Annotated in this window: 20 protein-coding genes and 1 tRNA gene; 13 read left to right on the top strand and 8 right to left on the bottom strand. The window is 33.6% G+C overall.

Annotated elements, in window-relative coordinates:
• Both rimO and lexA read right to left on the bottom strand, forming a co-directional pair.
• Positions 1 to 1,314: a 30S ribosomal protein S12 methylthiotransferase RimO gene (gene rimO, locus ACFIL3_RS02870; RefSeq protein ID WP_375611919.1), complete on the bottom strand. Its 1,314-nt coding sequence runs from the start codon at positions 1,312 to 1,314 to the stop codon at positions 1 to 3.
• A gap of 461 nt (positions 1,315 to 1,775) precedes the next feature.
• Positions 1,776 to 2,480: a transcriptional repressor LexA gene (gene lexA, locus ACFIL3_RS02865; protein WP_375611918.1), complete on the bottom strand. Its 705-nt coding sequence runs from the start codon at positions 2,478 to 2,480 to the stop codon at positions 1,776 to 1,778.
• A 1,204-nt stretch (positions 2,481 to 3,684) separates the two neighbouring features.
• On the opposite strand from lexA, the gene ACFIL3_RS02860 reads away from it, so the two are divergent.
• From ACFIL3_RS02860 to ACFIL3_RS02820, 9 genes are all read left to right on the top strand, one after another.
• Positions 3,685 to 3,760, top strand: a tRNA-Lys gene (locus ACFIL3_RS02860).
• Positions 3,761 to 4,299: 539 nt separating this feature from the next.
• Positions 4,300 to 5,199 carry a septal ring lytic transglycosylase RlpA family protein gene (locus ACFIL3_RS02855; RefSeq protein WP_375610370.1) on the top strand — a complete coding sequence of 300 codons (900 nt, stop codon included), beginning with the start codon at positions 4,300 to 4,302 and terminating at the stop codon, positions 5,197 to 5,199.
• Positions 5,200 to 6,288: 1,089 nt separating this feature from the next.
• Entirely contained in the window at positions 6,289 to 7,452 is a 1,164-nt protein-coding gene (locus ACFIL3_RS02850; protein WP_375681822.1) for a D-alanyl-D-alanine carboxypeptidase family protein, read from the top strand.
• A gap of 28 nt (positions 7,453 to 7,480) precedes the next feature.
• A complete protein-coding gene (gene tmk, locus ACFIL3_RS02845) occupies positions 7,481 to 8,125 on the top strand; it encodes a dTMP kinase (protein ID WP_375613423.1) in 645 nt (214 codons plus the stop codon).
• The gene (locus ACFIL3_RS02840; protein ID WP_375638405.1) at positions 8,122 to 9,165 is read left to right on the top strand and encodes a DNA polymerase III subunit delta'; all 1,044 of its coding nucleotides are present in this window, start codon (positions 8,122 to 8,124) and stop codon (positions 9,163 to 9,165) included. The genes tmk and ACFIL3_RS02840 overlap by 4 nt, the downstream gene beginning before the upstream one ends.
• A gap of 76 nt (positions 9,166 to 9,241) precedes the next feature.
• Entirely contained in the window at positions 9,242 to 10,801 is a 1,560-nt protein-coding gene (gene metG / locus ACFIL3_RS02835) for a methionine--tRNA ligase (protein WP_375638404.1), read from the top strand.
• Positions 10,791 to 11,564 (top strand): TatD family hydrolase, encoded by a 774-nt coding sequence (locus tag ACFIL3_RS02830; protein ID WP_375638403.1) that lies wholly within the window; start codon positions 10,791 to 10,793, stop codon positions 11,562 to 11,564. Before metG ends, ACFIL3_RS02830 begins: the two co-directional genes overlap by 11 nt.
• A gap of 10 nt (positions 11,565 to 11,574) precedes the next feature.
• Complete coding sequence (locus ACFIL3_RS02825; protein ID WP_375638402.1) at positions 11,575 to 12,384, top strand: MBL fold metallo-hydrolase; 810 nt, start codon at positions 11,575 to 11,577, stop codon at positions 12,382 to 12,384.
• A 109-nt stretch (positions 12,385 to 12,493) separates the two neighbouring features.
• Positions 12,494 to 12,853 carry a hypothetical protein gene (locus ACFIL3_RS02820; protein ID WP_375681821.1) on the top strand — a complete coding sequence of 120 codons (360 nt, stop codon included), beginning with the start codon at positions 12,494 to 12,496 and terminating at the stop codon, positions 12,851 to 12,853.
• 323 nt (positions 12,854 to 13,176) lie between these two features.
• Here ACFIL3_RS02820 and ACFIL3_RS02815 read toward each other — a convergent pair whose 3' ends face one another.
• The 3 genes from ACFIL3_RS02815 to pcsA are packed head-to-tail and all read right to left on the bottom strand — an operon-like array spanning position 13,177 to position 15,473.
• Entirely contained in the window at positions 13,177 to 13,590 is a 414-nt protein-coding gene (locus ACFIL3_RS02815) for a DUF6163 family protein (RefSeq protein WP_375613429.1), read from the bottom strand.
• Complete coding sequence (locus ACFIL3_RS02810) at positions 13,587 to 14,633, bottom strand: enoyl-CoA hydratase/isomerase family protein (protein WP_375650295.1); 1,047 nt, start codon at positions 14,631 to 14,633, stop codon at positions 13,587 to 13,589. Before ACFIL3_RS02810 ends, ACFIL3_RS02815 begins: the two co-directional genes overlap by 4 nt.
• 21 nt (positions 14,634 to 14,654) lie before the next feature.
• Positions 14,655 to 15,473 (bottom strand): phosphatidylcholine synthase, encoded by an 819-nt coding sequence (pcsA, locus tag ACFIL3_RS02805; protein WP_375611909.1) that lies wholly within the window; start codon positions 15,471 to 15,473, stop codon positions 14,655 to 14,657.
• Positions 15,474 to 15,658: 185 nt separating this feature from the next.
• Between pcsA and ACFIL3_RS02800 the strand changes: the two genes are divergently transcribed.
• The 4 genes from ACFIL3_RS02800 (at position 15,659) to sodC (ending at position 19,024) form a co-directional block, all read left to right on the top strand.
• Entirely contained in the window at positions 15,659 to 16,885 is a 1,227-nt protein-coding gene (locus tag ACFIL3_RS02800; RefSeq protein WP_375675850.1) for a UbiH/UbiF family hydroxylase, read from the top strand.
• A 511-nt stretch (positions 16,886 to 17,396) separates the two neighbouring features.
• The gene (locus ACFIL3_RS02795) at positions 17,397 to 17,741 is read left to right on the top strand and encodes a hypothetical protein (protein ID WP_375611907.1); all 345 of its coding nucleotides are present in this window, start codon (positions 17,397 to 17,399) and stop codon (positions 17,739 to 17,741) included.
• On the top strand, positions 17,719 to 18,042 hold the full coding sequence (locus ACFIL3_RS02790) for a hypothetical protein (protein WP_375675849.1): 324 nt from the start codon (positions 17,719 to 17,721) through the stop codon (positions 18,040 to 18,042). Before ACFIL3_RS02795 ends, ACFIL3_RS02790 begins: the two co-directional genes overlap by 23 nt.
• Positions 18,043 to 18,496: 454 nt before the next feature.
• Positions 18,497 to 19,024 (top strand): superoxide dismutase [Cu-Zn] SodC, encoded by a 528-nt coding sequence (sodC, locus tag ACFIL3_RS02785; RefSeq protein WP_375632234.1) that lies wholly within the window; start codon positions 18,497 to 18,499, stop codon positions 19,022 to 19,024.
• Positions 19,025 to 19,668: 644 nt separating this feature from the next.
• Here the strand turns inward: sodC and ACFIL3_RS02780 are convergent.
• The 3 genes from ACFIL3_RS02780 to ACFIL3_RS02770 all read right to left on the bottom strand — a co-directional run bounded on the left by ACFIL3_RS02780 (position 19,669) and on the right by ACFIL3_RS02770 (position 25,401).
• A complete protein-coding gene (locus ACFIL3_RS02780; protein WP_375675848.1) occupies positions 19,669 to 20,607 on the bottom strand; it encodes a COG2958 family protein in 939 nt (312 codons plus the stop codon).
• A gap of 377 nt (positions 20,608 to 20,984) precedes the next feature.
• Positions 20,985 to 23,738 (bottom strand): DEAD/DEAH box helicase, encoded by a 2,754-nt coding sequence (locus ACFIL3_RS02775; RefSeq protein ID WP_375681237.1) that lies wholly within the window; start codon positions 23,736 to 23,738, stop codon positions 20,985 to 20,987.
• 22 nt (positions 23,739 to 23,760) lie between these two features.
• Positions 23,761 to 25,401 (bottom strand): site-specific DNA-methyltransferase, encoded by a 1,641-nt coding sequence (locus ACFIL3_RS02770; protein WP_375681238.1) that lies wholly within the window; start codon positions 25,399 to 25,401, stop codon positions 23,761 to 23,763.
• Positions 25,402 to 25,465 lie beyond the last annotated feature (64 nt).

Genomic DNA, 25,465 nt, shown 5'->3' with positions numbered 1-25,465 from the left:
TTAAACTGCTATACCATAAAGGTCATAGGCATCCGATTGTTCGATTTTAACGGTGACAAATTCACCAACACGCAGTGGGCGTCGTGATGATATATGGACAACACCATCTATTTCTGGAGCATCGTACTGACTACGTCCTTTGGCAACTTTTCCTTGACTTTCATCGATAAGCACTCGGAGTCTTTTTCCAATTTTTTTCTTTAAAAGATGTGTAGAAATTTGTTGTTGTTTTGCCATAAAACGATGCCAGCGGTTTTCTTTCACCTCTTCAGGAATATTTTCTAATCCCAAATCATTTGCGGCAGCTCCTTTTACTTCTTCATATTTAAAGCACCCCGCGCGTTCAATTTTTGCTTCTTCTAGCCATTCTAGAAGTATATTAAAATCTTCATTCGTTTCACCAGGAAAACCAACGATAAATGTTGATCGCAAAGTAAGATCTGGACATATTTTCCGCCATTTTTCAATTTTACGGTTTGTTTTTTCCATAAGTGCGGGACGCTTCATGTGACGCAAAACAGTTGGTGATGCATGCTGAAAAGGTATATCCAGATAAGGAAGAATTTTTTTTGCAGCCATAAGTTCGATAACTTCATCAACATGGGGATAAGGATAAACGTAATGCATACGTACCCAAATACCCATATCGCCTAGTTCGCGACAAAGATCAAAGAATTTAGTTTTGATTGTACGATCTTTCCAAGAATTTTCGAGATATTTAAGATCAACACCATAAGCACTCGTATCCTGTGAAATAACCAAAAGTTCTTTTACACCCGCTTGCACGAGTTTTTCAGCTTCACGAAGAACATCGCTGATGGGACGTGAAGTGAGATCACCACGCAGTGTAGGGATGATACAAAAACTACACCGATTAGAGCATCCTTCAGAAATCTTTAAGTAGGCGTAATGGCGAGGTGTTAAACGAATACCTTGGGGAGGAACTAAATCAAGAAAAGGATCATGAACAGGAGGAATTGCTGTATGAACAGCTTCTATAACGCTTTCATAAGCTTGCGGTTTTGTAATAGCCAATACATTAGGATATGTTTGGCGAATAGCATCAGGATCAGCACCAAGACACCCTGTTACAATAACTTTTCCATTTTTTTTAAGAGCTTCATCAATATTGGCTAACGATTCTCTCCTTGCCGAGTCAAGAAAACCACAGGTATTCACAATAACGACATCAGCTCCTTGATGTTGACGTGAAATCTCATACCCTTCAGAGCGAAGGCGTGTAATAATTCGCTCAGAATCTACGAGTGCTTTTGGGCATCCGAGGGAGACAAAACTAATACGAGGTGCTACCATGATGATCCTACAATTACTATGAATGATTGAGTTACGCTTTTATTAATTTAAAAATAATGTTCTTTATTTTTATACCTATGCAATACAATCTGTTACAAAGTTATTTGATTTTTTTCTACAAAATTTTATGTGTTTTTATGCATGCATACAATTTTGTCTTATTATATCGTAAAATTCCGTTATTGAGGATGATGATATAAGACAGCTTCCTTCAAAGCATTTAAGTTCTTTTCAAAGTACGTGGTGAATATTTTAAAACTTACTTGTCAAGCCTTGCATTAAGTGAAGAACATGGAGGGAAGGGAAAGTGAAACCTGCTCGATAAGGATCTGGATTGTTTATAAACCGAATTGGGGGCATCCTTTGGCTGTGGAGAAGAAGTCAATTGCGTGTGGCACAATAAAAAAAATACTCAACAGCTTCTTATTGCGATATCTATCGCGTACTATAAGGTTTATTTTTTAATATTTGCGAATAAGTCCGGTAAGTTTTCCTTGTATTTCTATACGCTCGGATTCGTATGTCCGTACTTCATAATGAGGATTTGCGGCTTCTAATGCAATAGAAGCTCCTTTGCGTCGATAACGTTTTAATGTGGCTTCTTTTTTATCAATAAACGCAACAATAATTTCACCTGTTATTGCTGTATTTTGACGTTTTACAATGATCGTATCTTTATCAAAGATACCAGCCTCCATCATAGAATCATCTTTAACTTCTAATGCGTAGTGCTCACCTGTATTAACCATATCGAGTGGAAGAGAAAGGCTGTTTATTTGTTGCAGTATAGCAGAGGCGGGTACGCTTGCAGAAATACGTCCCATAATAGGAATGGTGATATTTTTTTTTTCTTCTTCATCAAAGGGACTCAAGCTTTTTGATATTTCCCTTTTATTTCTTTCTATTATACTGGGAGAAATTTTACGTGCTAAAGAAAGGTTAAATGTTATTTTCTCAGGAAGTCGAATCACCTCCACAGCACGAGCACGATTGGGCAAACGACGTATAAAACCTCTTTGTTCTAAGGCTATAATGAGCTTATGAATACCAGACTTTGAAGAAAGCTCTAATGCATTTTTCATTTCTTCAAAAGAAGGAGGAACACCAGTTTCTTTTATATGGTTATGAATAAACAAGAGTAGCTCATACTGTTTACATGTTAGCATTCAATATTCCAATCAAAATAATAAAAATTAGTAAAGTAAAAATACATGTATATATAACACTTTTACAATTTTTATCGCCAAATCAAAATTATTTTCTTTGTTTTTGATCTTATCGTTTAATAAAGCAATATTTTTATTTATAGATATATTTAAATTATTATTTATATAGCTATATAGCTACATTAATATTAAATAATGTATAAAATACTTTATAGTTCTGACTGAATTATATAACACCAAATTTTATGACCAGTATTATCCTTTTCTTCTAAAAATATATCTACATGTTTTGTAATTTCTGATATAAAAAAGTTAAATAGAAGGCATTCTATATATTTAGAACTCTCTATGGGTATTTAAAATCATTTTACATACTGCATATTATTTCTGCTTTTTTATTCTTAGTAAAATTATCTACAGCTCTAATAGTGAGCACAATTTATAGTCATTCGGGATATTTTCAATGAGACTAAATTTTGCTTCATATCTACTTTATTCTATAGGATAAATTGGCTTTCGTTATATATTCATTATGCATAAATAAAATTATACTCTCAAAATGCCATTGTTGCTCATTGTTCCATTTTCAGGTCTAACGTGTCAACTGCTATATACTATTTTCATGAACCCTAATGTTACGATAAATTTTGATTATTGAAAGGAGGCATAAAAGGTATTTTCATTTCTTTTTTATAGTTTTATTCTCTCACTTATATTGGTCAAGAAAATGCTTTTTATTGTTTCAATATAAAAAAGATTTGAAATGAGATAAGCTTACAGTATTTGAGACTTCTCACTCAAGTGAAAAATAATAAATTATTATAAATCAATATATTATCTTATAAAGCTGTATTCATATTTGAAAATTAAACACTAAAATATAAAGATATAAAAATAATATTATAATAAAAGGTATTTTTTCTTCTCTACCCATTATGCTCAACAACCCATGTGAGGGGAAGGGGGTATTGCTCATAATTTTAACGCTTCGAATCTATGCAATATTTTGCAGTGAAATTTTTCCTTTATTGAAACTTCAAAAAGAAGATTAAAGAGTACTTATACAATGATGAAGTAAAGGGGCGAAAACGGAAAATTATTGATAACTGAAGAAAATAATAATATTTTTTCTAAAAGGTGTTGACCAAATGGAAAGTCAACCGTATGTTCCCTTCACTTTCTGCAAACTAGATAGCTTGTGTGAGAGCGCGTAGCTCAGCTGGTAGAGCAACTGACTTTTAATCAGTAGGTCCAGGGTTCGAATCCCTGCGCGCTCACCAAATTTAAGTAATATCAATAGGCTATAAAAAATTTAAGAATCTTTTTTGTTTTGATTCTTTTTGAAGTTTTTATCGATTCTATAGTCTGTCATTTTCTATCAGCTGTTTTTGGAATAGAGCGGTGCTATGCTGTCTCCATTTTCAACAAACTTACGGATAGGGTTGTACCTGCGTTGGCAGCACATGCGGTTTCTAATTTTCTCAATCCATAGGTGGTTTTTAATACCCACTGCATTACATGATTCGCAAAACAGTTGCTAAAATCACCACTTATTCACACTTATATTATGAAATGAATTTTCTATAAGATGTTGATTTGTTTAAATTTTAATCTTTTTAACATCTACTATAGTACATTTATTTTGTATGAAAACCATAAAAAGGTTAACAATACGTTAATTTCTTGATAGAAGGGGCCAATTCAAGAGTGGTATATGCGCGAGGGGAATCATTTAAAAACGTAAATTCTTCCGTTGCGTACAAAAAGCGTGACGTGGTTTTTACAAGTAGTACTTAACAGAAATAAGTGGACTGAATAGATGCCTTCAAATAGAAAAAAGAAAATTACTTTTATGATTAAACCAACACTTCAATTGTTTTCTATGATCGTCATTTCTCAGTCACTGGTATCTTGTTGCGCAAGCCAAACTATGAATTTTTCAATAAAAGATTCCTATCATAATAAACCAATTAACGTAAACACTTCTGTACTACCTCAACAAGTATCTAATAAGAAGAATCAATCGGAAGAAAAAAAGCGTGGACGAGCGATTGTTGGTAAACCTTATCAAATAAAAGGAAAGTGGTATTATCCTCAAAGTGATCCAACTTATAAACGTGTTGGCGAAGCATCATGGTATGGTTCAGATTTTCATGGACGTTTAACTGCCAACGGTGAAATTTATGACATGAATCTTTTGACTGCTGCTCATCCTACAATGCCTTTACCTAGCTATGCTCGTGTTACTAATTTGAAAAATGGGTCTTCAATCGTTGTTAGAGTGAATGATCGCGGACCTTTTATGAAAGACAGAATCATTGATTTATCAAGGCAAGCTGCGGCAATATTGGGGTATGTAGATAGGGGGGTTGCAGATGTTAAAGTAGAATATATTGCTGAAGCACCTGTTGGCTATTATGATGCTGCATATTTAATGTCCTCTTATACTCCTGGAAATGCTGCCCCATATTCATTAGCGTCGGAAAATGTTGCGAAAAAAAGAGAAACTGTTTTGTTAAAAGAGCAGCGCAATACAAGGAACAAAAAAGAATTAGCTAAAGCAGCTGCTGTTGAACAAGAACAACGTAATAAAACTGTTGCAGTTAAATTGCCAGAAATTGGTCCTATCATGGTTGATAAGCCGATACCATTCGATCAAGTTGCTTCTATAAATAAGCTAAACAAAAAAACAAAGGTTAATTGGCTACAACTGTTTTAAGAAAAAATGCATTGATTTTTTATCTATATAATTTTCTAGTAAAAAAGGTAAGAAATTACGGATTTAGTGTAGGATTTTTATCTTAAAGCGCTTTGTCCTTTTCAAAAAGCGTGGTTGGATTCTATTATTATAAATTCAGTACGGCCTTTCCACTCCATTGCTGGTCTATTCGTCGTTTTATGATATTGCTTGCTTAATAAAGCGTGTACTTTTCTTGCTGTAATAGCTTTTGCTAGACGAAGGTAAATTATTGTGTCAGTCTGTTTGTGTAATCTCTAAAACAACTTGTACTCTCGATTTGAGAGGAATAAAAAGCTTAACAAGTAAAAAAATATTTTCTTTTGATTCGGCCTTGCATCTTTCTAAAGTATCTACGGTAATATCTTATGAAAAGATTATGCATTATCTCATGCTTTTGTTTATCATGTTCTTTAATGGAGTAAGTTCCCTCACGAAAAACAGAGCGTCTCAAACAAAATACACTTACATTGCCAATTCATGGACTTATTTAAAAGAGACATACTTTAACACGCTACAAGCCTATTTTGCGACAGCGCCTGTGAATGGTATAACTGTTAACGCCTTTAGACATCAGCATCTTTACTCTTATGAAGATATAAATCGACACCATCATACACTTTGCAAGCCCCCAATGTTTTGTGCGATAATTCTTAACACTTGAGAGGTTTATAAGAAGTATTTTTACTCTCTTTTTTAATAATTTTTATCCATATACGAACCCTACTTATGACCCGTAAGTAAGCGATTTTTAATGAATTCAATATGAGAAGAGGGGATGAGAGAATCTTACAGTATTTTGAGTTAGCTTCAATTTTAAAATGATAATTTATCATAACAAATCAAAATACTATCAATAAAAATAGGAAAAAATCTTTTGTCTCTCATACATTTAAAATGTTAAATTGAACCTACATGGAAGATAAAAAACGTGTCATATTATTTTTTCTAAAGCTAAATGAAAATAAAATCTTTTTATGAGTTGTAAATAATTCCTCAATTTTCAGAAATCAAAAAGTTTTTTCCTATATAAGATTCTTTATGTTGATCTTTGGGATGGGAGGAGCAGCTATGTATACAGCATTAAGGATCTTATTGATATTATGGGGAGTATTGGCATTTGATACGTGGGGGAGAGCACAAGATTTTCAAACTCCCGCATCACAACTGTTATTACTCGATGATGATACAGAGACAATACTTTATGAAAAACAAAGTGATATTCCTTTTTTTCCTGCTTCATTAGTAAAATTGATGACAGCAGAAGTTGTATTTCATCAATTAAAAAAAGGATTATTAAAAAGTACGCAGAAATTCAAGGTCAGTGAAAATGCTTGGCGCAAAGGTGGAGCACCTTCCGGTACAACCACTATGTTTGCAAAGATAAAGACAGAAATCAGTGTTTCTGATCTTTTACGTGGTTTAATTATTGTGAATGGAAATGATGCTGCTATTATTCTTGCTGAAGGAATATCAGGACATGAAGATCATTTTGTAAAACTGATGAATCAGCGCGCAAAAATAATCGGATTATCTCAGAGTCATTTTGTTAATGCTACAGGGCTACCCGAAGAGGGACAATTTGTAACTGTGCGTGATATGATTATATTAGCACGTCATATTGTTCAGGAATATCCGGATTATTATGCACTTTATTGTGAGCCTCATTTTACATGGAATAATATTTTTCAACGTAATAAAAACCCTCTTATTTCTAAGGAAATTGGTGTAGAAGGATTTGGTTTTGGCTACAGTGAAAAAGAAGGTTTTTCAATGGTTGCCACCATTTCTAAAAATCATCGACGTCTTTTTTTAGCAATCAATGGTTTGCAAGATGGTAAAAAATATACAAAAGAAATAGAACGCATTCTTCAATGGGGGATGACGGCATTTGATCTCAAAACAATTTTCACAAAAAAAGAAACGGTTGGTCGTGCTTCTGTTTACGGTGGTAAGAAAAATTTTGTTCCACTCATTGTTAAAACACCAATAAGTTTTATGCTTTCGAATGAAAAAAAAGTAAATGTTAAAGCAAAAATTAAATATCATGGTCCATTGAAAGCCCCCATCGTTTCTGGGCAATCAGTTGGTGTTATTCAAATTTTAGAAGATAAAAAGATTCTTCTGGAAAAACCAGTTTTTGCCGGAATGAATATTCAGGAAGGAAGTTTCTTTGCAAAAGTAAAAAATGCATTCTATGAAATAACAATTGGATGGTTACGGAAATATTTGTAGTTACGCGCTAATAAGGTTAAGGTCATACGTGTCAGGTTATTTTATTACATTCGAAGGAGGGGAGGGGGTAGGAAAAACGGTGCAGATTTCTTTACTTGCTGAGTCTCTCTCTCACCAAGGTTATGATGTTGTTACAACACGAGAACCAGGAGGAACGCCAGGAGCAGAAGCAATCCGGCATATTTTGTTGTCGGGGCAGACGCAACAGTATGGACCGTTGATTGAAGCTGTTTTGTTTACAGCTGCACGCGCTGACCATTTTCATGAAGTTATTGCACCTTCTTTGCAAAAAGGTAAAATCGTTTTATGTGACCGCTTTATTGATTCTACACGCGTTTATCAAGGACTCAATAATAGAGTCAGTTCTTCTCTTCTTTCTGTTTTAGAGTGTATTGCGCTCAATGGTATTTTGCCTCATTTAACATTTTTATTAGATATGCCAGCAATGTGTGGTATGAAGCGTGCAAATTTACGAAGAAAAAAAACAGAAGAAATTGATTATTTTGAAAAAGATCAGTTGGAAATTCAAGAACAAAGACGTCAGGCTTTTCTTCAATTGGCCAAACAAGAACCCCATAGATTTCGAGTCATTGATGCCACTGGCTCAGTGGAAGCTATTGCTCATCAAATAAAAAATATTTGTCATCAGGTATTGTTGGATCAGCTTTCATGAGTAATTTAAATACCTTACACCAATATGATGATATTGATACAATTTTATCACCATCCCAGAACAATGTTATCTTTGGTCATGAGGATGTGCGTCATTTTTTGACACAAATGCTTAAAGAAGAGCGTTTGCATCATGCATTATTATTTGAAGGAGAATACGGGATTGGAAAGGCTACATTAGCCTTTCATCTTGCTTGGAACATTTTAAGTTTTCAACAGAGTTCTTTCTTGAAACCCGATCCTTATTCTACCCCATGGCGCCAAATTACACAAGGAAGTCACCCTGGTCTTTTGTATATTTCACGTCGATTTGATGTGAAAACACAAAAGTTTAAAACAGGAATACTCGTTGATGATATCCGTGATATTATGCATTTTTTAAGTCGAACATCGCAAGATAATGGATGGCGTATTGTTATTATTGATTCTGCAGATGATATGAATAGAAATGCAGCAAATGCAATTCTCAAAATACTTGAAGAACCACCTACAAAAACGTTATTTGTTATTATCGCACATTCTTCAGGAAAATTGCTTCCAACAATCCATTCACGGTGTCAAAAAATTTCTTTTCGTCCGTTGAATAACGATGAAATGAAAAAAGTTATTATACATATTTTCGCCGATCAGGATTTACCTGATGAAAAAACAATTGAAATGATTATTAAAAAATCTAAAGGAAGTCCTCGAAAAGCCGCTTTACTTATTTGCCATGGCGGTCTTGAAGTTATTAAAACAATTGATGCTCTCCTAGAGAAACCTGTTTGTAATGCAACGATTGTACATACTCTTGCACAAACATTTTCATCTGCTTCTTCTACATTCCAATTTCAACAATTTTGTGATGAAATTCTTAATAAAATTCAAAAAAAAGCTATCATGCTCGTTGAAAAGGGAGACTTATTTCTCTCAAAAAAATATGCGGAAAAATGGCAGGAGATTCATCAAGAAATAGAGGAAATACAACTGTTTAATCTCGATAAAAAGCAGTTTGTTATTAACTTACTTTTTAAAGTTCATAAGATCATTCATGAGAATTAGTTTTTCCGTGACAATGCGATGAACAAGCGTTATGTCATTATATCTTCTATTTATAGCGTTTTACAACGAGTATGACATGCGTGACACATATTACATAACAACTCCCATTTTTTATCCTAATGCTGCTCCACATATTGGACATGCTTATAGTGCCATTACAAGCGATGTTTTAGCCCGCTTTCAACGGTTAAACGGAAAAAATGTATTTTTTCTTTCTGGTACAGATGAGCATGGTCTCAAGATGCAACAAACCGCAGCTGCATTAGGCATGACACCTCAGCAACTTGCAGATCGTAATAGTGCGGTGTTTCAAAAAATGCTTGCAGTATTAAATTGTTCTAATGATGATTTTATCCGTACGACAGAAGAACGCCATTATCAAGCTTGTCAAGAAATTTGGAAAAAGATGGAAGCAAATGGCGATATTTATCTCGGTCGTTATACGGGGTGGTATTCGGTTCGCCAAGAAGCGTATTATGAAGAGAAAGATACAGAAGTTGGAGCAGACAACATCCGTCGCGAGAAGGAATTAGGCTCTCCAGTTGAATGGAATGAAGAAGAAAGTTATTTTTTTAGACTTTCTGGTTATGAAAAGGCTCTTCTTGAATATTATGAAAAATATCCTGATTTTATTTTGCCACTTGAGCGGCGTAATGAAATTATAAGTTTTATCAAATCGGGATTAAAAGATATCTCTATTTCACGCACAAGTTTTAACTGGGGAATTGCTGTTCCTGAGAATCCAAAGCACGTGATGTATGTCTGGGTTGATGCGCTTACAAATTATCTATCAGCAATAGGTTTTTTCAATGAAAATTCAAAAAAACGTGATTTTTGGCCTGCAAATACGCATATTATTGGTAAGGATATTATTCGTTTTCATGCAGTCTATTGGCCGGCATTTTTAATGTCTGCTGGAATTGAATTGCCTAAAAATATTTTTGCACATGGTTTTTTACTTAATCGTGGTGCAAAAATGTCAAAATCTATTGGAAATGTCGTTGATCCTTTTGAAATGGTTGATCATTATGGTCTTGATCAGGTCCGTTATTTCCTTCTCCGTGAAGTGCCATTCGGACAAGATGGTAGTTATAGTCATGAAAGCCTTGTGAACCGTATTAATGCTGATCTTGCTAACGATCTTGGTAATTTAGCACAGCGCTGTTTGTCTATGATTGCCAAAAATTGTAATGCACAAGTCCCGAAACCAGCTTTATTTTTAGCTCAAGATAAACAGCTTTTAGAACAATCTCTTCAAGTACTTGAAACTGTACACCAAGCTATGTCTTCTTATAGTATGCATTTAGCACTTTCAGCTATTTTTTCAATTGTAGCAGATGCCAATCGCTATTTTGCCAACGAACAACCTTGGAGTTTACGTAAAAACGATCGAGAACGATTTTCTACAGTTCTTTATATAACTGTAGAAATCTTGCGGAGAATAGGAATTATGCTTTTGCCTTTCATACCCCAATCAGCAACGAAACTTCTTGATAGCCTTGCGGTTGCTGAAGATGATCGGTTATTGTATCATATAAGTCATTCAAAAATTCAAGAAGGGCTTGATCTTCCACCACCAGAACCAATTTTTCCTCGTTATATCTTGAAGAAAGAAGACACTCATCATGTTGATTGATACACATTGTCATCTTGATTTTGAAGACTTTTCACAAGATTTGGATAATGTTATCCAACGGGCTTTAGATGCTGACGTTAAACGTATGATAACAATTTCAACCCATGTTCATAAGTTAGATAAACTGTTAGCCATTGCGCAAAGCTATGATCAAGTCTTTTGTTCCGTTGGAACACACCCCAATCACGCGCATGAAGAACAAAATATTACAGCGGAAGAGCTTATACAGCTCTCGAATCATCCTAAAATTGTTGCGTTTGGGGAAGGGGGCCTTGATTATCATTATGATTACTCTACACCAGAAGAGCAAAAGAAAGTTTTTCAAGAACATATCATTGCTTCTCGAGAAACACAGATTCCTCTTGTTATACATTCACGCAATGCCGATATCGATATGGAGAAAATATTACGTGAACAGATAAAAGAAGGAGCTTTTCCCTTTATCCTTCATTGTTATTCGTCTGGAATGCAACTTGCTCGTGCTGGAATTGAACTTGGTGGTTATATTTCTTTTTCGGGTATTCTTACTTTTAAAAACGCACTTGAAATCCGTGAAATAGCAAAAATTGTGCCCCATGAGCATTTGTTAGTGGAAACAGATGCTCCATTTTTAGCACCTAGTCCCCATCGGGGCAAAACAAATGAACCATCTTTTGTATGTTATACAGCAGCTGTTTTGGCTGAAACAATTGGCTTAAGCATTGAAGAAACAGCTCAAATAACAACGCGTAATGCTTTTCGTTTATTTAGCAAAATGAAATAAGGCAAAAGATATGTGTGATCAATACCGATTTACAATATTAGGTTGTGGTCCTTCTCCAGGAGTGCCAAGACCTAATGGTGATTGGGGAACATGTGATCCGAATAACCCTAAAAATAAACGCTACAGAAGTTCTTTATTAGTTGAACGTATTAAACCTTCAGGAGGCAAAACAACGATCGTTATTGATACAGGTCCAGATTTTCGCTCACAAATGATCGATGCGCGTGTAAGCCATCTTGATGCTGCTCTTTACACGCATTCTCATGCAGACCATATCCACGGTATTGATGATTTACGCAGCTATGCACTTGCACAAAAATGTTTAATAGATATCTATGCCGACAGATTTACACTAGAGCATCTCAAAAGTGCTTTCGGATATTGTTTTCAAACTCCAAAAGATTCATCTTATTCTCCCATTTTAAAAGAGCATCTTATCAATGAAGATAGCCAATTTATTATTCAGGGGCAGGGCGGAGAAATAAGCGTCAATACACATTTACAACACCACGGAAACATTCATTCCTTAGGTTTTCGGATTGGGAACGTTGCCTATTGTACGGATGTTAGTGAATTTCCTGAAAAAACATTATCCAAATTAATGGGTTTGGATGTTCTCATCATCGAAGCCCTTCAATTTAAATCTCACCCAAGTCATTTTTCTGTTGATCAAGCATTACAATGGATAAAATATTTAAAGCCAAAACAAGCAATACTCACACATATGGATAGATCGCTGGATTATAATGCAGTCGTAAATTACGTTCCATCCTATGTAAAACCTGCGTATCAGGGCCTTACTTTCGAAACAACTGCATAAGCTTATTCATACAATATTTTACGTTAAATAAAGTTTTTTGAAGATTATCCTTTATTTTGTTTTATTTTTGACATAAATATCACTTTTTTATGTTTAAAATGAGGTTTTTATGTATAAGAATTTTAAGCGGGGTGTATGTATTGCCGTTTTAGCAGTTTCCTTGACAGCATGTGGGGGGCGTTTAGAAAAAAATATTGCAACGACAACATTACATGATGGATCAATGAGTTGCACCGATATTCAACGGGAGTTTTTTGCTAATAAACGACAGATTAATGATACAATTAGAGAGCGTTCTACAGCAAGAAATAAAAATGTAGCTTTAGCAGCGGCAGGTGTTGTATTTTTACCTGCTCTGTTTTTTATGGATCCTAAATCCAGTGAAAGCAATGAAATTTCGGCTTTAAATAATCGTAATGCTGTTTTGAGTGATCTTGCACGTATGAAACGTTGTAAAATAGCACAATAATTTTTCTTAGTTTTATTATACGTAATTTCATTATCACTATCACTATTTTTGGTCTTTAAGGAATGTACTTTAAAGACCAAATTTTATTTTAAAAGTAAATTGTATGATATAAATATGATGATGTTTTAAAGGAGGGTTTTCTTTTTGGATAAAGGATTTATCTTCTGCATCATATTATCGCATAATATATATTATGGAACTTTATGGAGAAGTATAGCTAGCATCAGTGTTTTGAGGAACGAAGCTTTAAAATGAGCTACTTGAGCTAGTTAAGTTAGCTAAGATCGAAAATTGAGCCTGTTATTCTGGCTCGAAAATTTTAATCACAATGTTTTTTTATTTTTTACTCTTTTAAAAAAAATAATTACAATTTGTAGTACTATAAAAGCTAAAAACAATATTCCATGAAATAATGGTACAAATGGCTGATAAATAAAATCGGAATAATATATTGTTATTGCTTCAATCAACGCTGCAATACACCACACAATGATACCCCATAGTGAATACATCCAAAGTCCAACTAAGGCAATAGGATAGAGAATAGCCAATATAGCTGATGCAAATTGCCACTGCCAAGGCATAAGATCAAAACGCCATAGAATACCTGGAAAAACCCCAACAAGGCGTATCCAATAACAAATACCTAGAACTAAGCAAATAAATGCCAAAAACCGTAAGTAACAGTTATAGATTAAATTGATTTTTGAAATCTGTTTGTGAGAATTATTTTTCACAATAATAACTCTTGTTCAACAGGTTGGAAGTAAGAATCTACCATTTCATCTGTCACATTTGAAAGTTTATCTGGTTGCCATTGAGGTCTTTTATCCTTATCGATTAACATAGCACGTATACCTTCATAAAAATCATGTGAATGAATCATATGATACGCTATGCGGTTTTCAATTTTCATACAATCTTCCAACGTTTGAGATGAATTTTGTTTCATTTGTTTCCAGATAACTTTTAAACTTGTCGGAGAACGTGACTGCAAAATATCATAACATTCTTTAGCAAATAAAACATCTTCATTGCTTTTTTTATGTAGCAACTCAAGACATTCTTCTAAGGTATGTGCACTAAAACAAGTGTTAATAATACAACGTATTTCATGACTTGTTTCATAGTCTTTTGTAATTGCTCGCTCGTTTAAAGCTAAAGTAGGATCTCCTTGCTCAATAACAGCTTTTCTAATCATATCGAATTCAGTTTCAGCAACGGCGTGTGTTGCTAATCCCAAATTTAAGCAATCTCCCCACTTTATACGTGCGCCCGTTAATGCAAGATAGATACCAAAATGATTGGGAAGAGATGGTAAGAAAAAACTTGCACCTACATCTGGGAAAAATCCAATCGCACCTTCTGGCATAGCAAAAACTGTATTTTCTGTAACAATTCGATGCGAGCCATAGAGAGAAATACCTACCCCTCCTCCCATCCAAATACCGTTTAAGAAAGAAATGTAGGGCTTTGAAAAATGTTTGATATAAGCATTTAAACTATATTCATTTCTAAAGTATTGACAAGCAGCAGCACTTTTCCCCATATGATAGATTTCTACAACATCTCCACCAGCACAAAAAGCACGCCCTTCCCCTTCAATTAAGACACAAGAAACATTATCATCTGTTTCCCATGTTCTGAGAGCTTTTTTTAAAGCTGAAACCATTCGTTGATTAAGAGCGTTTAATGCTGAAGGACGTGTGAGCTTTATAATACCAGCACGCCCTTCTTTCGTAAAAGAAATATCATCATCTGCTCCAAAATTAATTTGCATCTCACACCCTTCTTAAAACAATTATTTCATTGTTTTTTTTATACTTTTTGCCCCAAGTTTAGGAAATATTTGCATGATTGCGCCAATACAATATGTATAAATTCCTGTTACCGAAATTCCTATTTTAACCCAATAGGGAGCCTCTAGTTGATAAAAGAAGGCAGAAATACCAAAAAAACACCATAAGAGAAAAATGGGAAAATTAATTCTACGTAAACGAAGTACTCTTACTGGATGAATAAAATAAATTGGCAAAAAAGATATAATCGCCGATAAAACAATAATGATAAAAGTAATCCACTCTCCTGGTCTGACGACAAAAAGCGTAAAAATCATCATATTCCAAACAACAGGAAATCCTTTAAAAAAGTTTTCTTTGGTTTTCATACTAGTATCTGCATAATAAATAGCAGATGAAATAACAATAATTGCACTCAATGAAAATGATAACCCTACCCCCATGAAACCACTTTGATAGAGTGCAAAGGCAGGAATTAAGACATAAGTCACGTAATCAATAATATTATCTAACAGCTCTCCAGACCATGTTGGAAGAACGTACTTAACATCAAGTTTGCGTGCAATTGGTCCATCTATACCATCAACGAGAAGAGCAAGCCCAAGCCAACAGAACATAGCTGTCCATTCTTTTTGAGAGGCTGATATAAGAGAAAGAAACGCTAAAAATGATCCCGAAGCTGTTAGTAAATGAACGGAAAAGGCCTTTGCTTGTGGCATTGTTACTTTTTTATGGCGTAATAATTTAGCATTTGTTTTGATTTTCTTTGTTAATTTACGTTTCAAGGTTTTCTTATCCTCGTTTTTAAAGTCTTCAACCATCTATCAATACGCCATTTTTTAACGATGATATAACTCAGCATTTAAAAAAATCATAAAAAGGTTACTTTTTTATATCGCATTATTTATTACATACTATAATAATAGAAGAGCTTCATATAATAAAAAGAGAGAGATCATTTGGAAATGTTAAAATATTTTCTCAATGAATAAAGGTTCAAATCGTTGTGATATTTGAAAAGGAAGAGCATAAAGATATTGCTGTTATTGGTGCAGGTCCTGTCGGAATGTTAGCCGCGCTGAGTCTTGCACAGAAGGGGCTTTCTGTTTTTCTTGTTGGGCCCCCTGCTCATACAGATGAGTTACGGACAACGGCTCTTATGATGCCTGCAATACGCATGCTTCAAAAACTCAATATTTGGGATAATCTTCAAAAACATGCAGCTGCTTTATCGTCCATGAGAATTATAGATATAACTTCTAGAATTGTGCATGCTCCTACGGTGCATTTTTCTTCTACTGAAATTGGCGAAAAAGCTTTTGGCTATAATATACCTAATATAAAATTGAATAGTGCTTTAGTCGACGCTGTTACACATACGCCCAATATTACAAGATTTGTTTCTGTAGCCAAATCTGTTCATCACACAAAAAACCATGTATGCATTACTCTTGCTGATCATAGAATTATTCAAGCACCACTTGTTGTTGCAGCTGATGGACGTCACTCTCTTACACGTGCAGCAGCAGGGATAAGTGTGAAACAGTGGAATTATCCACAAAAAGCACTTGTTCTCAACTTTTCTCATGAGTTTTCTCATCAAAATACATCAACTGAATTTCATACAGAACACGGTCCATTTACACAGGTTCCACTACCAGGACGAAGATCTAGTCTTGTATGGGTTGTTCATCCTTCCCGCGCTGAGGAATTATTAAATATAGAACCAAAAACAATTGCAAAAATGATCGAAAACCAAATGCAATCAATGCTTGGAAAGCTAAGCTTAGAAACATCAATTCAAGCATGGCCGATTTTCGGACTTCTTTCTCATCATTTTGCTGCTAATCGAACAATTTTAGTGGGTGAAGCCGCTCATGTTTTTCCCCCTATTGGGGCACAGGGATTAAATTTAGGATTCCGTGATGTCCAAACTTTAATTGATATTTTACCCAATAAAATATCCAATTCTAACTCTGAAATGATTGTTGCACATTATAACAAATGCCGCAAACCAGATATATTAATCCGAAGTGGAGCTGTTCATACACTGAACTCTGCTCTACTTTCTCATATGTTGCCTGTTCATATCATACGAAGCATTGGGCTTGGTTTGTTGCATAGTTTCCCACCATTACGTAATTTATTTATGCGCGAAGGAATGTATCCCGGTTATGGATTTAAGGAAATTATGCAAATATTTCCAACAAAATCATCAAAACAGCTCTACTAAGCAATAATGGATAATAACGTAAAATAATAAATAATAAATTGCATTTTGAATCATATCTATTACTAATATAAAAAATATTTTTGTTCTTTCTAAGAAGTAACAATTTATATTAAAATAATTAATTATATTTATTTGATTTATTTATAATAATAACATGTTTAATTAATATAACTGTAAATTATTTTTTATTAAAAATTATTATATATATTTAGTATGTTGATATGAAATAAGAGAAAACTGAATTATATACTACAAATTAAATTATAAAGATATCTTGCTAAATCATAGCTGTTAAATTTAGAACTATAAATAAAATGAAAAATAATACCGTTTTGAAAAAGTTATTTTATAAAATTAATTTTAATAAGAAAATAAATAAAAACAGTTTTATTTAATCAATATATTTTCAAAAATTTTTATTGTTAAGTATAATATTAAAAATAAAATCATCTTTGGAACCTGTTAGTAACACAGAGGTTAATGAAGTGTTGTTTCAACAAATGGTAACAAGATGACACTAAATAATTTTTTGAAATTAAGTACTTTTTTTATAATGATTGCATGTGTCTCGTTGATAGTCACGACTTCAATAAGTGAAGTTTTTCACCTTCCTTATTGTCAAACCTTTACCTATAGCTCTACTCAAAAGGTCACTAAAATAGGTCAGAACTCATTTACTGCTTCACAAGTTAAAAATTGTCTTATGCAAAATGGTTTTGAGAATATTAAACGATTGCGCTTAGATGACAATGGTATCTGGCGTGCTTTAGTAAAATTTAAAAAGTCCCATTTTTTCGTATCCGTTGACTATTCAGGAACAGTTAGCATTCAAAATGAAAGAAAAGAATATGATTGATTTAAAAACTTACAGCAACGTTTCTTTTCACAGCTGTAAGAAAAAAAAATTAAAAAAGTGCTACCATTCTATTAAAGAATTTGCTTTCATTGGCGGTTTAAATGGTAGCATATCAGGAGCTATCGCGGCAACTCTTGCAGCTTATGGTTATATTGCTCTTCCAGGATTTGGTCCAGTTATCGCAATGGGTATAGGAGTAGCACTTTCTTCCGGAATAATAATAGGAGCACTGATAGGATCAGGAATGGGAGGGAGTGTCGGTATATGCTGTATTTTATTGGGAAATTTATATGAATCATAATAATTTTTTCTCTTATAAATTTCATAATGAATAGAAATTTCTCGTCATTTTTTCTATGAAAAACAATTAAATCATCAACAAATTATATGTTCTTTTTTTGATGAAACGATCATCATATTGTAAATGAAATAATAGCTAACTTACTAAAATTCCTTATTTAATTTCTTATTATACCTCAAAAAGTAGATTTTTTAAAAGCATCTCTTGAAGAAATGTAAGTGAGATATAATTATCCATCCATAAAAGCTGTATTTTTTATAGATCAAAAAATAAAAGTTATGTTCAGAAATATATATAAACACACTTTAATTTATTTGCTCTTTCTAATAACAGAATATTTCTATGTAAATTATTTTTCTTAAAGTTAAATTTAAGACATTTATATAATATATCATTAATATAGATTGTTATTTATAGACAACAATATATTAAAATATAAGTATAAAGGTATTTTATGAAAAAAATATTATTATCATTATTGTTTTTTATGGCATTTTTAATTCATAAAAATTCTGCATTAGCACTATCAAAACAAGTAAATATTTATAAATTAGAATATAACAATTCCAAAAAGGCTATTGGTAGCATTAAAATTGAAGAAACCACATACGGTTTGATTTTCATCCCTAATTTATCTACTTTATCAGAAGGAATGCATGGTTTTCATGTACATGTAAATCCTTCATGTGATACAAAAGATGGCATAATTGGTGGAAGCGCAGGTGGACATTATGATCCGGAACATACCGGAAAACATTTAGGACCTTATAATGTCAATGGTCATCTTGGTGATTTACCAGCACTTTATGTTGATAAGCAGGGATATGCCATAATGAGCGTTCTTGCTCCACGATTAAAAAAAATCTCTGAAATTAAAGGGCGCTCTTTAGTCATTCATTTAGGGGCTGATAATCAATCAGATAAACCATTACCGCTTGGCGGAGGTGGTGCACGTTTAGCGTGCGGTATTATTGAAAAATAAAGAGAGTATTGCGGCAGACTGCGACAGTACACACTTCCTTTACCATAAGGTGTGAGAGAAATTTATTTTTTAAATCTATTTCAAGAAATTGAGTAAACTATGTGAATATTTTATAAAATTAATGTTTTTTTGAATGTTTACTTCGGATAACAAAAAGCTTAGTAATCATCAAAACGAACAGCAATGGAAATTAAAGAAATAGTAGTGTAAATTCTCCGTAAGAAGACTTCAATATGAGGAAGTAATATTTTCCATGCTTGATGTAAACAAAGCAAAAAAGTCGAATTTCACCCTCTATAATAGCAAATTTATAATAAATTATAATCATTAAGTCTAGTATCTAATGGAATCACGCTCAATGCACAAAATAGAACAGGCTTAAAACAGAATTTTTACTCTTCCCCTACTCAACCCTACTCATGAGGTACGTGAGAAAAATTTTAATTGATACAATATCAATATGAGATGGTTTGAAAGGATTGAATACTAGGGTATTCATTCCCCTCATTTAAGTTTAAAGACTAATTATCATTAGTAAATCAACATATTATACCAATATAATAAGACAAATAAAATAGTTAGAGTAATTTTTCATCATTCTGAAAAAAGGCTTTTAAACAATAGAGTCTTTTTAAAAATACCCCTCATAGATACATATGATCCCAATCTAGAGGACGCATCTCACCAGTTTGATAAAATTGACGAATGAGCTTAATATAATCAAGAAAATCTTTGTTTTCCTCCACTAATCTATTAGCAGTATCCCAATCAATATCACTACGTTCTTTGGCAGGAATTAAGATCTCACTCTCGGAAGAGTTTTCCTTATTAAGTCTTATAAATCCAATTCCATGCAAACTTGAAAGCATCCGAAGCTCTTTTAATGTATCAACTCCTTCAATTTCACTAGCAACTAAATAACTCAAATTAGCCCATGAAGAATTACTAACTGTTTGAAAAAATGCTTTTCGTAAATTTGAACGATTGATGAGAATTTTTACTTCAAAAGACCAAAGCTTTGTCTTTTTATCAAAATATTGCAAAACACAGTCTTTGATTTCACGATTCCATTCCTTGCTTAAATCTTGCATCCCTACGAGATCTGGATAAAGCCATTTATTTCCGCCTGCACCATGTTTATTACGAGAACATTTCTCATTAATGCGCTTGCTATAAACTGCAAGCTCTGACCATAAAAATTTAGATAATAATGGATAAAGATCATGCTCTTTAACAGAGCCATCTTCTGTTCTACTCTTTGCATTGTCCTCTATTGCATCAATTTCAGCACTATCTGTTTGTTCAGTAAAATAATATTGTCTCGGTCGTCCTTCAGTGGTTTTAATTTCTGAATAACGCTTTTGTAACTGAGGGCGTTTTGCCCCTATTTCAGCAACAATTTGCTGAATAAGAGCCGCATCACTATTAAGGGGAGTGATTATTGCCGTTGAATTCTTTTGTTTTTGACGGCATTTTTCTGGGTAATTTTCAAATATCCATTGAGCAATTTCTCGAGCTGTAAACTTTTTTGTCGGGTTTTTCTTTAAAAAATTAAAAACAGTGTTTGTTAAATTTAAAGTCATATGAAAAACTCCCCCTTTTATCCTCTGGGTATTTCATTATATTCAGGCGTTTTAAATGAAAGAACAATAAACTGTTTAAGTTTTTTAAAAAAAGAACATTTATCAAATTACTCAATAAAATTAAAATATTTTTTTTAATTTATGATTATAACTCAAAGATCTTTTCACATAATGAAAATAAGATTGTACTTTTATAAAAAAGTGTAAATGTGCTACAAATCCCCATACAAAAGCATAATCTTGTATAACTTTTCTATACATTTTTCTTTTTATTTTAACGTCGTTAGAAAAAAGTTAAAAATAATTATTCAAACATTTGATTAAACCTCACACCCGTCAATTAAAAAACTTATGTGTTTTATTTTTGAAGCAAAAAGTTATAAGCTCTCAAGTATAGATTCTGAAATGGTAAACTCTGCACACAAACCTTCAAAACTACTATTTGCTTTAATAGCATCATGGGGAATAAGAACATAATACCATTTTTTATCGCCATAAGTCGCCGCATAGCGCGTTGCATGACAACACCATTGAACTGCAGCTTCTCTCTTTTTTAAAACAATAGGATTTTGCATTTCAGAGGCTTTTTTAGGCTCACAAAGATATTTGGCATCCTTCGTTTCTACAACAAAGTCTGGTTCATAGATTGATCTTTTATCATATTCTATTCTGAAAAAACCTCGAGCGGGTTTCATCCATTTCAAGACTTGTGCATCATCCTCTAATATTTGAGCAAATCGTAATTCCCCTTCTACTGAATCAAACTTTTGTAAAGGATAACAGCATTTTCTAAAGCCGCTGAATACAAGTTTTTTAATATCGCTTTTAATGGCAGGAATATTACGAAAATCAAGAGGAGACGTCCCTTGCGGCAACACATAATGGATAGGTTGTAAAATTGTAAAACCTCGTGTAACTTTAACCGCATAATCTTTTTGCGTTTCCCATTGATGTTCTCTTAATTGCGCAACAATAAAACTAGTAAGCTTGTGCTGATAGTGAATTAATACGTTCTCAACAGCTGTATCATTGGGTAAATAAGATCGGAAATGTTCTACTATCTGACTAGCTAATTTTCGTAATAAGAGCGTATGGTTATCATAATCGACAAAGTCATTATCAATCAAACCACGAATGATGTAGTTTTCAAGATAAGGCTCTTTGACATATTCATTCTTAGATGTGAGAAAAATGCTTTTATGGGTACGCAATTCTCGAATTAAAAGTTCTTTACTAACAGGTTGAAAATTTAAGTTTTCTAAATTTTCCAAATCAAAATCATAAAAACCATAAGTAACATCACGCGAAGGAATGAGTATAATATTTGGAATATCTATGATCAGTTCTGTTAATTGTTTTGTCAGAATTGTCAGCACTTTTGATACAAGAGACTTTTGTGATGAAGGCTTAATATTCATAACTTTATTAGCAATTTTTTCTTGTATCTGTGCAGAACAAAGCATTTGAGAACTTGGCAATTTATCATTCTCTTTGATAAGATCCCACGCGATCGCTGCAATATCTTGCTCTTCAGGTGTTAATGTAGGGGAATCTGTATGACGTAATATGATACCTTGTAAATCAGAAAATGCTCCATTTATATCGGAATTACGTATTACCATCGTTTGCATCAATAAAGCTTCTACTTGACTTGGAACTGTCACTATATCGGTCTTTTCAAAGGGGATATTCCCTCCTGTTCCAATCTCAATATGCTTTTTTATAATTGAGTTTGGATCGTTTGCACGATCAATAATATCTTGAAAACGATCATGCGCAATAATTGTTAAACGATCAATAGCTTCCACGCCTGTTCTATACCCATAAGGCAAACGCAATCCACGCCCAATTGTTTGCTCTGTTAAAATTTCTGAAGCCGATGCACGCAACGGTACAATAGTATAGAGATTCGTAACATCCCACCCCTCCTTTAATTTATTAACGTGAATAACAATTTCTGTTGAGTCATGAGAATCTTCAATTGCAATCAGCTTTTGAATATTTTGATCTTCTTCTATATTCGACTGTTTTGTATGAATCTCTATAACTTTTCCCTTATAAGCTCCTGCAAAAAAATCATCTGATTCCAATAAATCACGCAATTTCTGTGCATGATTTGTATCTTGAGCGACAACTAAAATAAAAGGCTTAACGAACTTTTTGTTATAATCTTTTGCATAGACAATTAAATCTGCTTTCACGTTTTCATGGGCATGAATTGCATCTTGTAATTTGATATGTTCTAATTGTTCAGATGTATAATTTTGAGGTTGAAAATCTTTACGTGTAGCAACAGCAGGCTCTTTTACAAAACCATCTCTCATAGCCTCTGCAAGTGAATAACTATAGACAACATTTTTAAAATCTACGGGTTTTGCACCTATTGTTTTTGGTGTCGCTGTAAGCTCTATTCCTAAAACAGGTTTTAACTCATTAATTGCTGCCGCACCAGCAGAAGCTCGATAACGATGTGCTTCATCCATTAACAAAACTAAATCAGGAAGATTTGCGAGATAATCAAAATAACTTTCACCAATCGTTTCTTGTAAGCGTTTAATTCGCGGAATACTAGATTTTAGTGCGCCTTTTTTATTATCCGTTGTATTAATTTTAGAAATATTAAAAATATTGATAAAGGCCGTATCTCTATTCTCAAACAAACGCTTTTGTCCTTGAATATGGTGTTCATCAACGCGAATACCTTTACCACTTTCATAATCTTCACCTGTAATAATAACGGGTCTATTGGCAATAAATTCACTCATTCCACTGAAAACATACTTCGGACTTTGGGGACTAAAATCCTGTTTTAACTTTTCATAAATAGTCAAATTTGGCGCTAAAACAAAAAAATGGCGACTACGACCTGTTAAATAAAGATAGCTGATAAAAGCCCCCATAAGTCGCGTTTTCCCAACACCCGTTGCTAAGGCAAAACAAAAAGAGGGAAAGTTTCGTTCAAAATCTTGTACAGAAGGATAAAGATTTTTTATCACTTCTAACTCTGCAACCAAATCAGCATTTTTAGAAAGCTCTATATTTTCTAAGATTTTTACCAAAATATTTAAAGATTCACGTTGAGGATCACGCAACGATAAGCGAGCAGAAATCCTTTGTTCAACAGTGTTCATGAAAAACTCCGCTTTTTATATATTATTCAAATAGATCTAATTCTGCTTGCGCAATATCTTTATTTTTGCTGTTTTCTTTTACCACAATTACTGGTTCAAGATTGGCTACATTTAAACTGTAATCGTCCCTTCCCCATTCGCATTTTTCTAATATTGCACGGGGGATTTTAGTGAGTGTCAGATTTTCAAAGGATGCTGATTTTGTATCAAAGGCTGTACCACAAATCAGCAACGTGCGATGAGAGCCTACCTCTTCACTCATTATACGGAGTTGTTCATGGGTCATAGCGCTTGTTGTGACATAAATATAATCTGTTTCGGTTGAATACCCTTGCATCCAATAATGATTTTCATCAGGTGCATAGGTAAATCCCATATGTTTGCACATTGCTTCTGAAAGCATCGCAGCATTATATTCGCGACTAATAATCCATTGTCCCCATGGATCCTTTTGCAACAGAGAAGGTGCAAGGCGATAATAACGGAATCCACCGCCACCTTGCCAATTGACACTTTTGGAAATTCCCCCTTGATCAGTTCCATCAATGACTTGTTTTAAACGAGGGATAATGTGGGTGTGACAATGCTCACCAAGTTCAATCATAATCCACTTCCTTCCCATTTTATGGGCAACAGCACCGGTTGTGCCAGAACCAGCAAAAGAATCCAGTACAAGATCACCGGGATTAGTGGCAAGTTGAATAATGCGTTCCATTAAACGTTCCGGTTTAGGAGTTGTAAAGACACTATCAGAATTGAAGACTTTGGCTTCTTTTTTTGCATCTTGATTATGGCCAACTTCCTGATAAGGCCAAATGGTCATTGAAACCATGCCATTTTTTACTTCTGATAAAAAACGCTTCAAAGAAGGAACATTGCTTCCTGTGGGGCCAAACCAAATACGATTATCATTCAATAATTCAAAGAATTTTTTTTTATTCATAGCCCAACTTCTACCATTAGGAGGCATTACCTTGCGTCCAGAAGGTGTGATGATTTCATAAATATCCTTAGGTGTTACTCTTTTTACAGATAAATCTCCAGATTTCCAAGGACCGCGAGGATCATTATCAGGATTTTTATAGCGCGCATCCATATCGTTTGAACGAGGAAGCAATTGAGGGCGCCAAATCGTTTTGTCTTTGGCATAAACCATTATAAAATCATGATTATCAGAAAGCCATTTTGTATCATTTTGTGGAGCATATTTCTTTTGCCAAATAATATTGTTGATGAAATTTTGGCGACCAAAAATTTCATCCATCATCACTTTAAGATAGGCTTGTTCATCATCATCAATTGATATCCAGATACTTCCATCATCCGCCAGTAAATGATGTAACAATTCTAGCCTGTCTCTCATAAGGCTTAGCCATAGGGAATGCTCCAAACCATCTTCATAATGTTCAAAGGCATTGCCTGTATTATAAGGCGGATCGATATAGATACATTTTACCTTCCCCATATATTCTTGTTCAAGCGCTTTGAGTGCGAGTAAATTATCACCAAAAATGAGTTTATTATCAAAAATATCTTGGGTAGATACTTGGTGCGGAGCGTGATAAGATTTTTCAAGATCTTCCAATAAAATACGAGGCTCTAGTTTTGGGCGTTTTTCTTTTCCAATCCAAGTGAGTTCTAGTTTTTGTTTATTATAACTCATGCGATCGTCCTTAAATTTAAACGCTTATGAAAAGTAAACAGCTTATTCATGAATGGCTAAATTA

The organism is Bartonella sp. CE47NXGY (assembly GCF_042195415.1).
Classification (GTDB): domain Bacteria; phylum Pseudomonadota; class Alphaproteobacteria; order Rhizobiales; family Rhizobiaceae; genus Bartonella.
Note: the sequence above shows the minus strand (reverse complement) of the source record. Positions and strands in the feature narration are given on the sequence as shown.

What these genes read in the sequence shown, in the direction of transcription:
- ACFIL3_RS02770 (WP_375681238.1), bottom strand. Translation starts at nt 25,401, where the DNA reads ATGAGTTATAATAAACAAAAACTAGAACTCACTTGGATTGGAAAAGAA.
- lexA (WP_375611918.1), bottom strand. Translation starts at nt 2,480, where the DNA reads ATGCTAACATGTAAACAGTATGAGCTACTCTTGTTTATTCATAACCAT.
- ACFIL3_RS02820 (WP_375681821.1), top strand. Translation starts at nt 12,494, where the DNA reads ATGTATAAGAATTTTAAGCGGGGTGTATGTATTGCCGTTTTAGCAGTT.
- ACFIL3_RS02825 (WP_375638402.1), top strand. Translation starts at nt 11,575, where the DNA reads ATGTGTGATCAATACCGATTTACAATATTAGGTTGTGGTCCTTCTCCA.
- rimO (WP_375611919.1), bottom strand. Translation starts at nt 1,314, where the DNA reads ATGGTAGCACCTCGTATTAGTTTTGTCTCCCTCGGATGCCCAAAAGCA.
- ACFIL3_RS02810 (WP_375650295.1), bottom strand. Translation starts at nt 14,633, where the DNA reads ATGCAAATTAATTTTGGAGCAGATGATGATATTTCTTTTACGAAAGAA.
- sodC (WP_375632234.1), top strand. Translation starts at nt 18,497, where the DNA reads ATGAAAAAAATATTATTATCATTATTGTTTTTTATGGCATTTTTAATT.
- ACFIL3_RS02850 (WP_375681822.1), top strand. Translation starts at nt 6,289, where the DNA reads ATGTATACAGCATTAAGGATCTTATTGATATTATGGGGAGTATTGGCA.
- pcsA (WP_375611909.1), bottom strand. Translation starts at nt 15,473, where the DNA reads ATGGTTGAAGACTTTAAAAACGAGGATAAGAAAACCTTGAAACGTAAA.
- ACFIL3_RS02840 (WP_375638405.1), top strand. Translation starts at nt 8,122, where the DNA reads ATGAGTAATTTAAATACCTTACACCAATATGATGATATTGATACAATT.
- ACFIL3_RS02775 (WP_375681237.1), bottom strand. Translation starts at nt 23,738, where the DNA reads ATGAACACTGTTGAACAAAGGATTTCTGCTCGCTTATCGTTGCGTGAT.
- ACFIL3_RS02780 (WP_375675848.1), bottom strand. Translation starts at nt 20,607, where the DNA reads ATGACTTTAAATTTAACAAACACTGTTTTTAATTTTTTAAAGAAAAAC.
- ACFIL3_RS02855 (WP_375610370.1), top strand. Translation starts at nt 4,300, where the DNA reads ATGCCTTCAAATAGAAAAAAGAAAATTACTTTTATGATTAAACCAACA.
- ACFIL3_RS02795 (WP_375611907.1), top strand. Translation starts at nt 17,397, where the DNA reads ATGACACTAAATAATTTTTTGAAATTAAGTACTTTTTTTATAATGATT.
- ACFIL3_RS02790 (WP_375675849.1), top strand. Translation starts at nt 17,719, where the DNA reads ATGAAAGAAAAGAATATGATTGATTTAAAAACTTACAGCAACGTTTCT.
- metG (WP_375638404.1), top strand. Translation starts at nt 9,242, where the DNA reads ATGCGTGACACATATTACATAACAACTCCCATTTTTTATCCTAATGCT.
- ACFIL3_RS02830 (WP_375638403.1), top strand. Translation starts at nt 10,791, where the DNA reads ATGTTGATTGATACACATTGTCATCTTGATTTTGAAGACTTTTCACAA.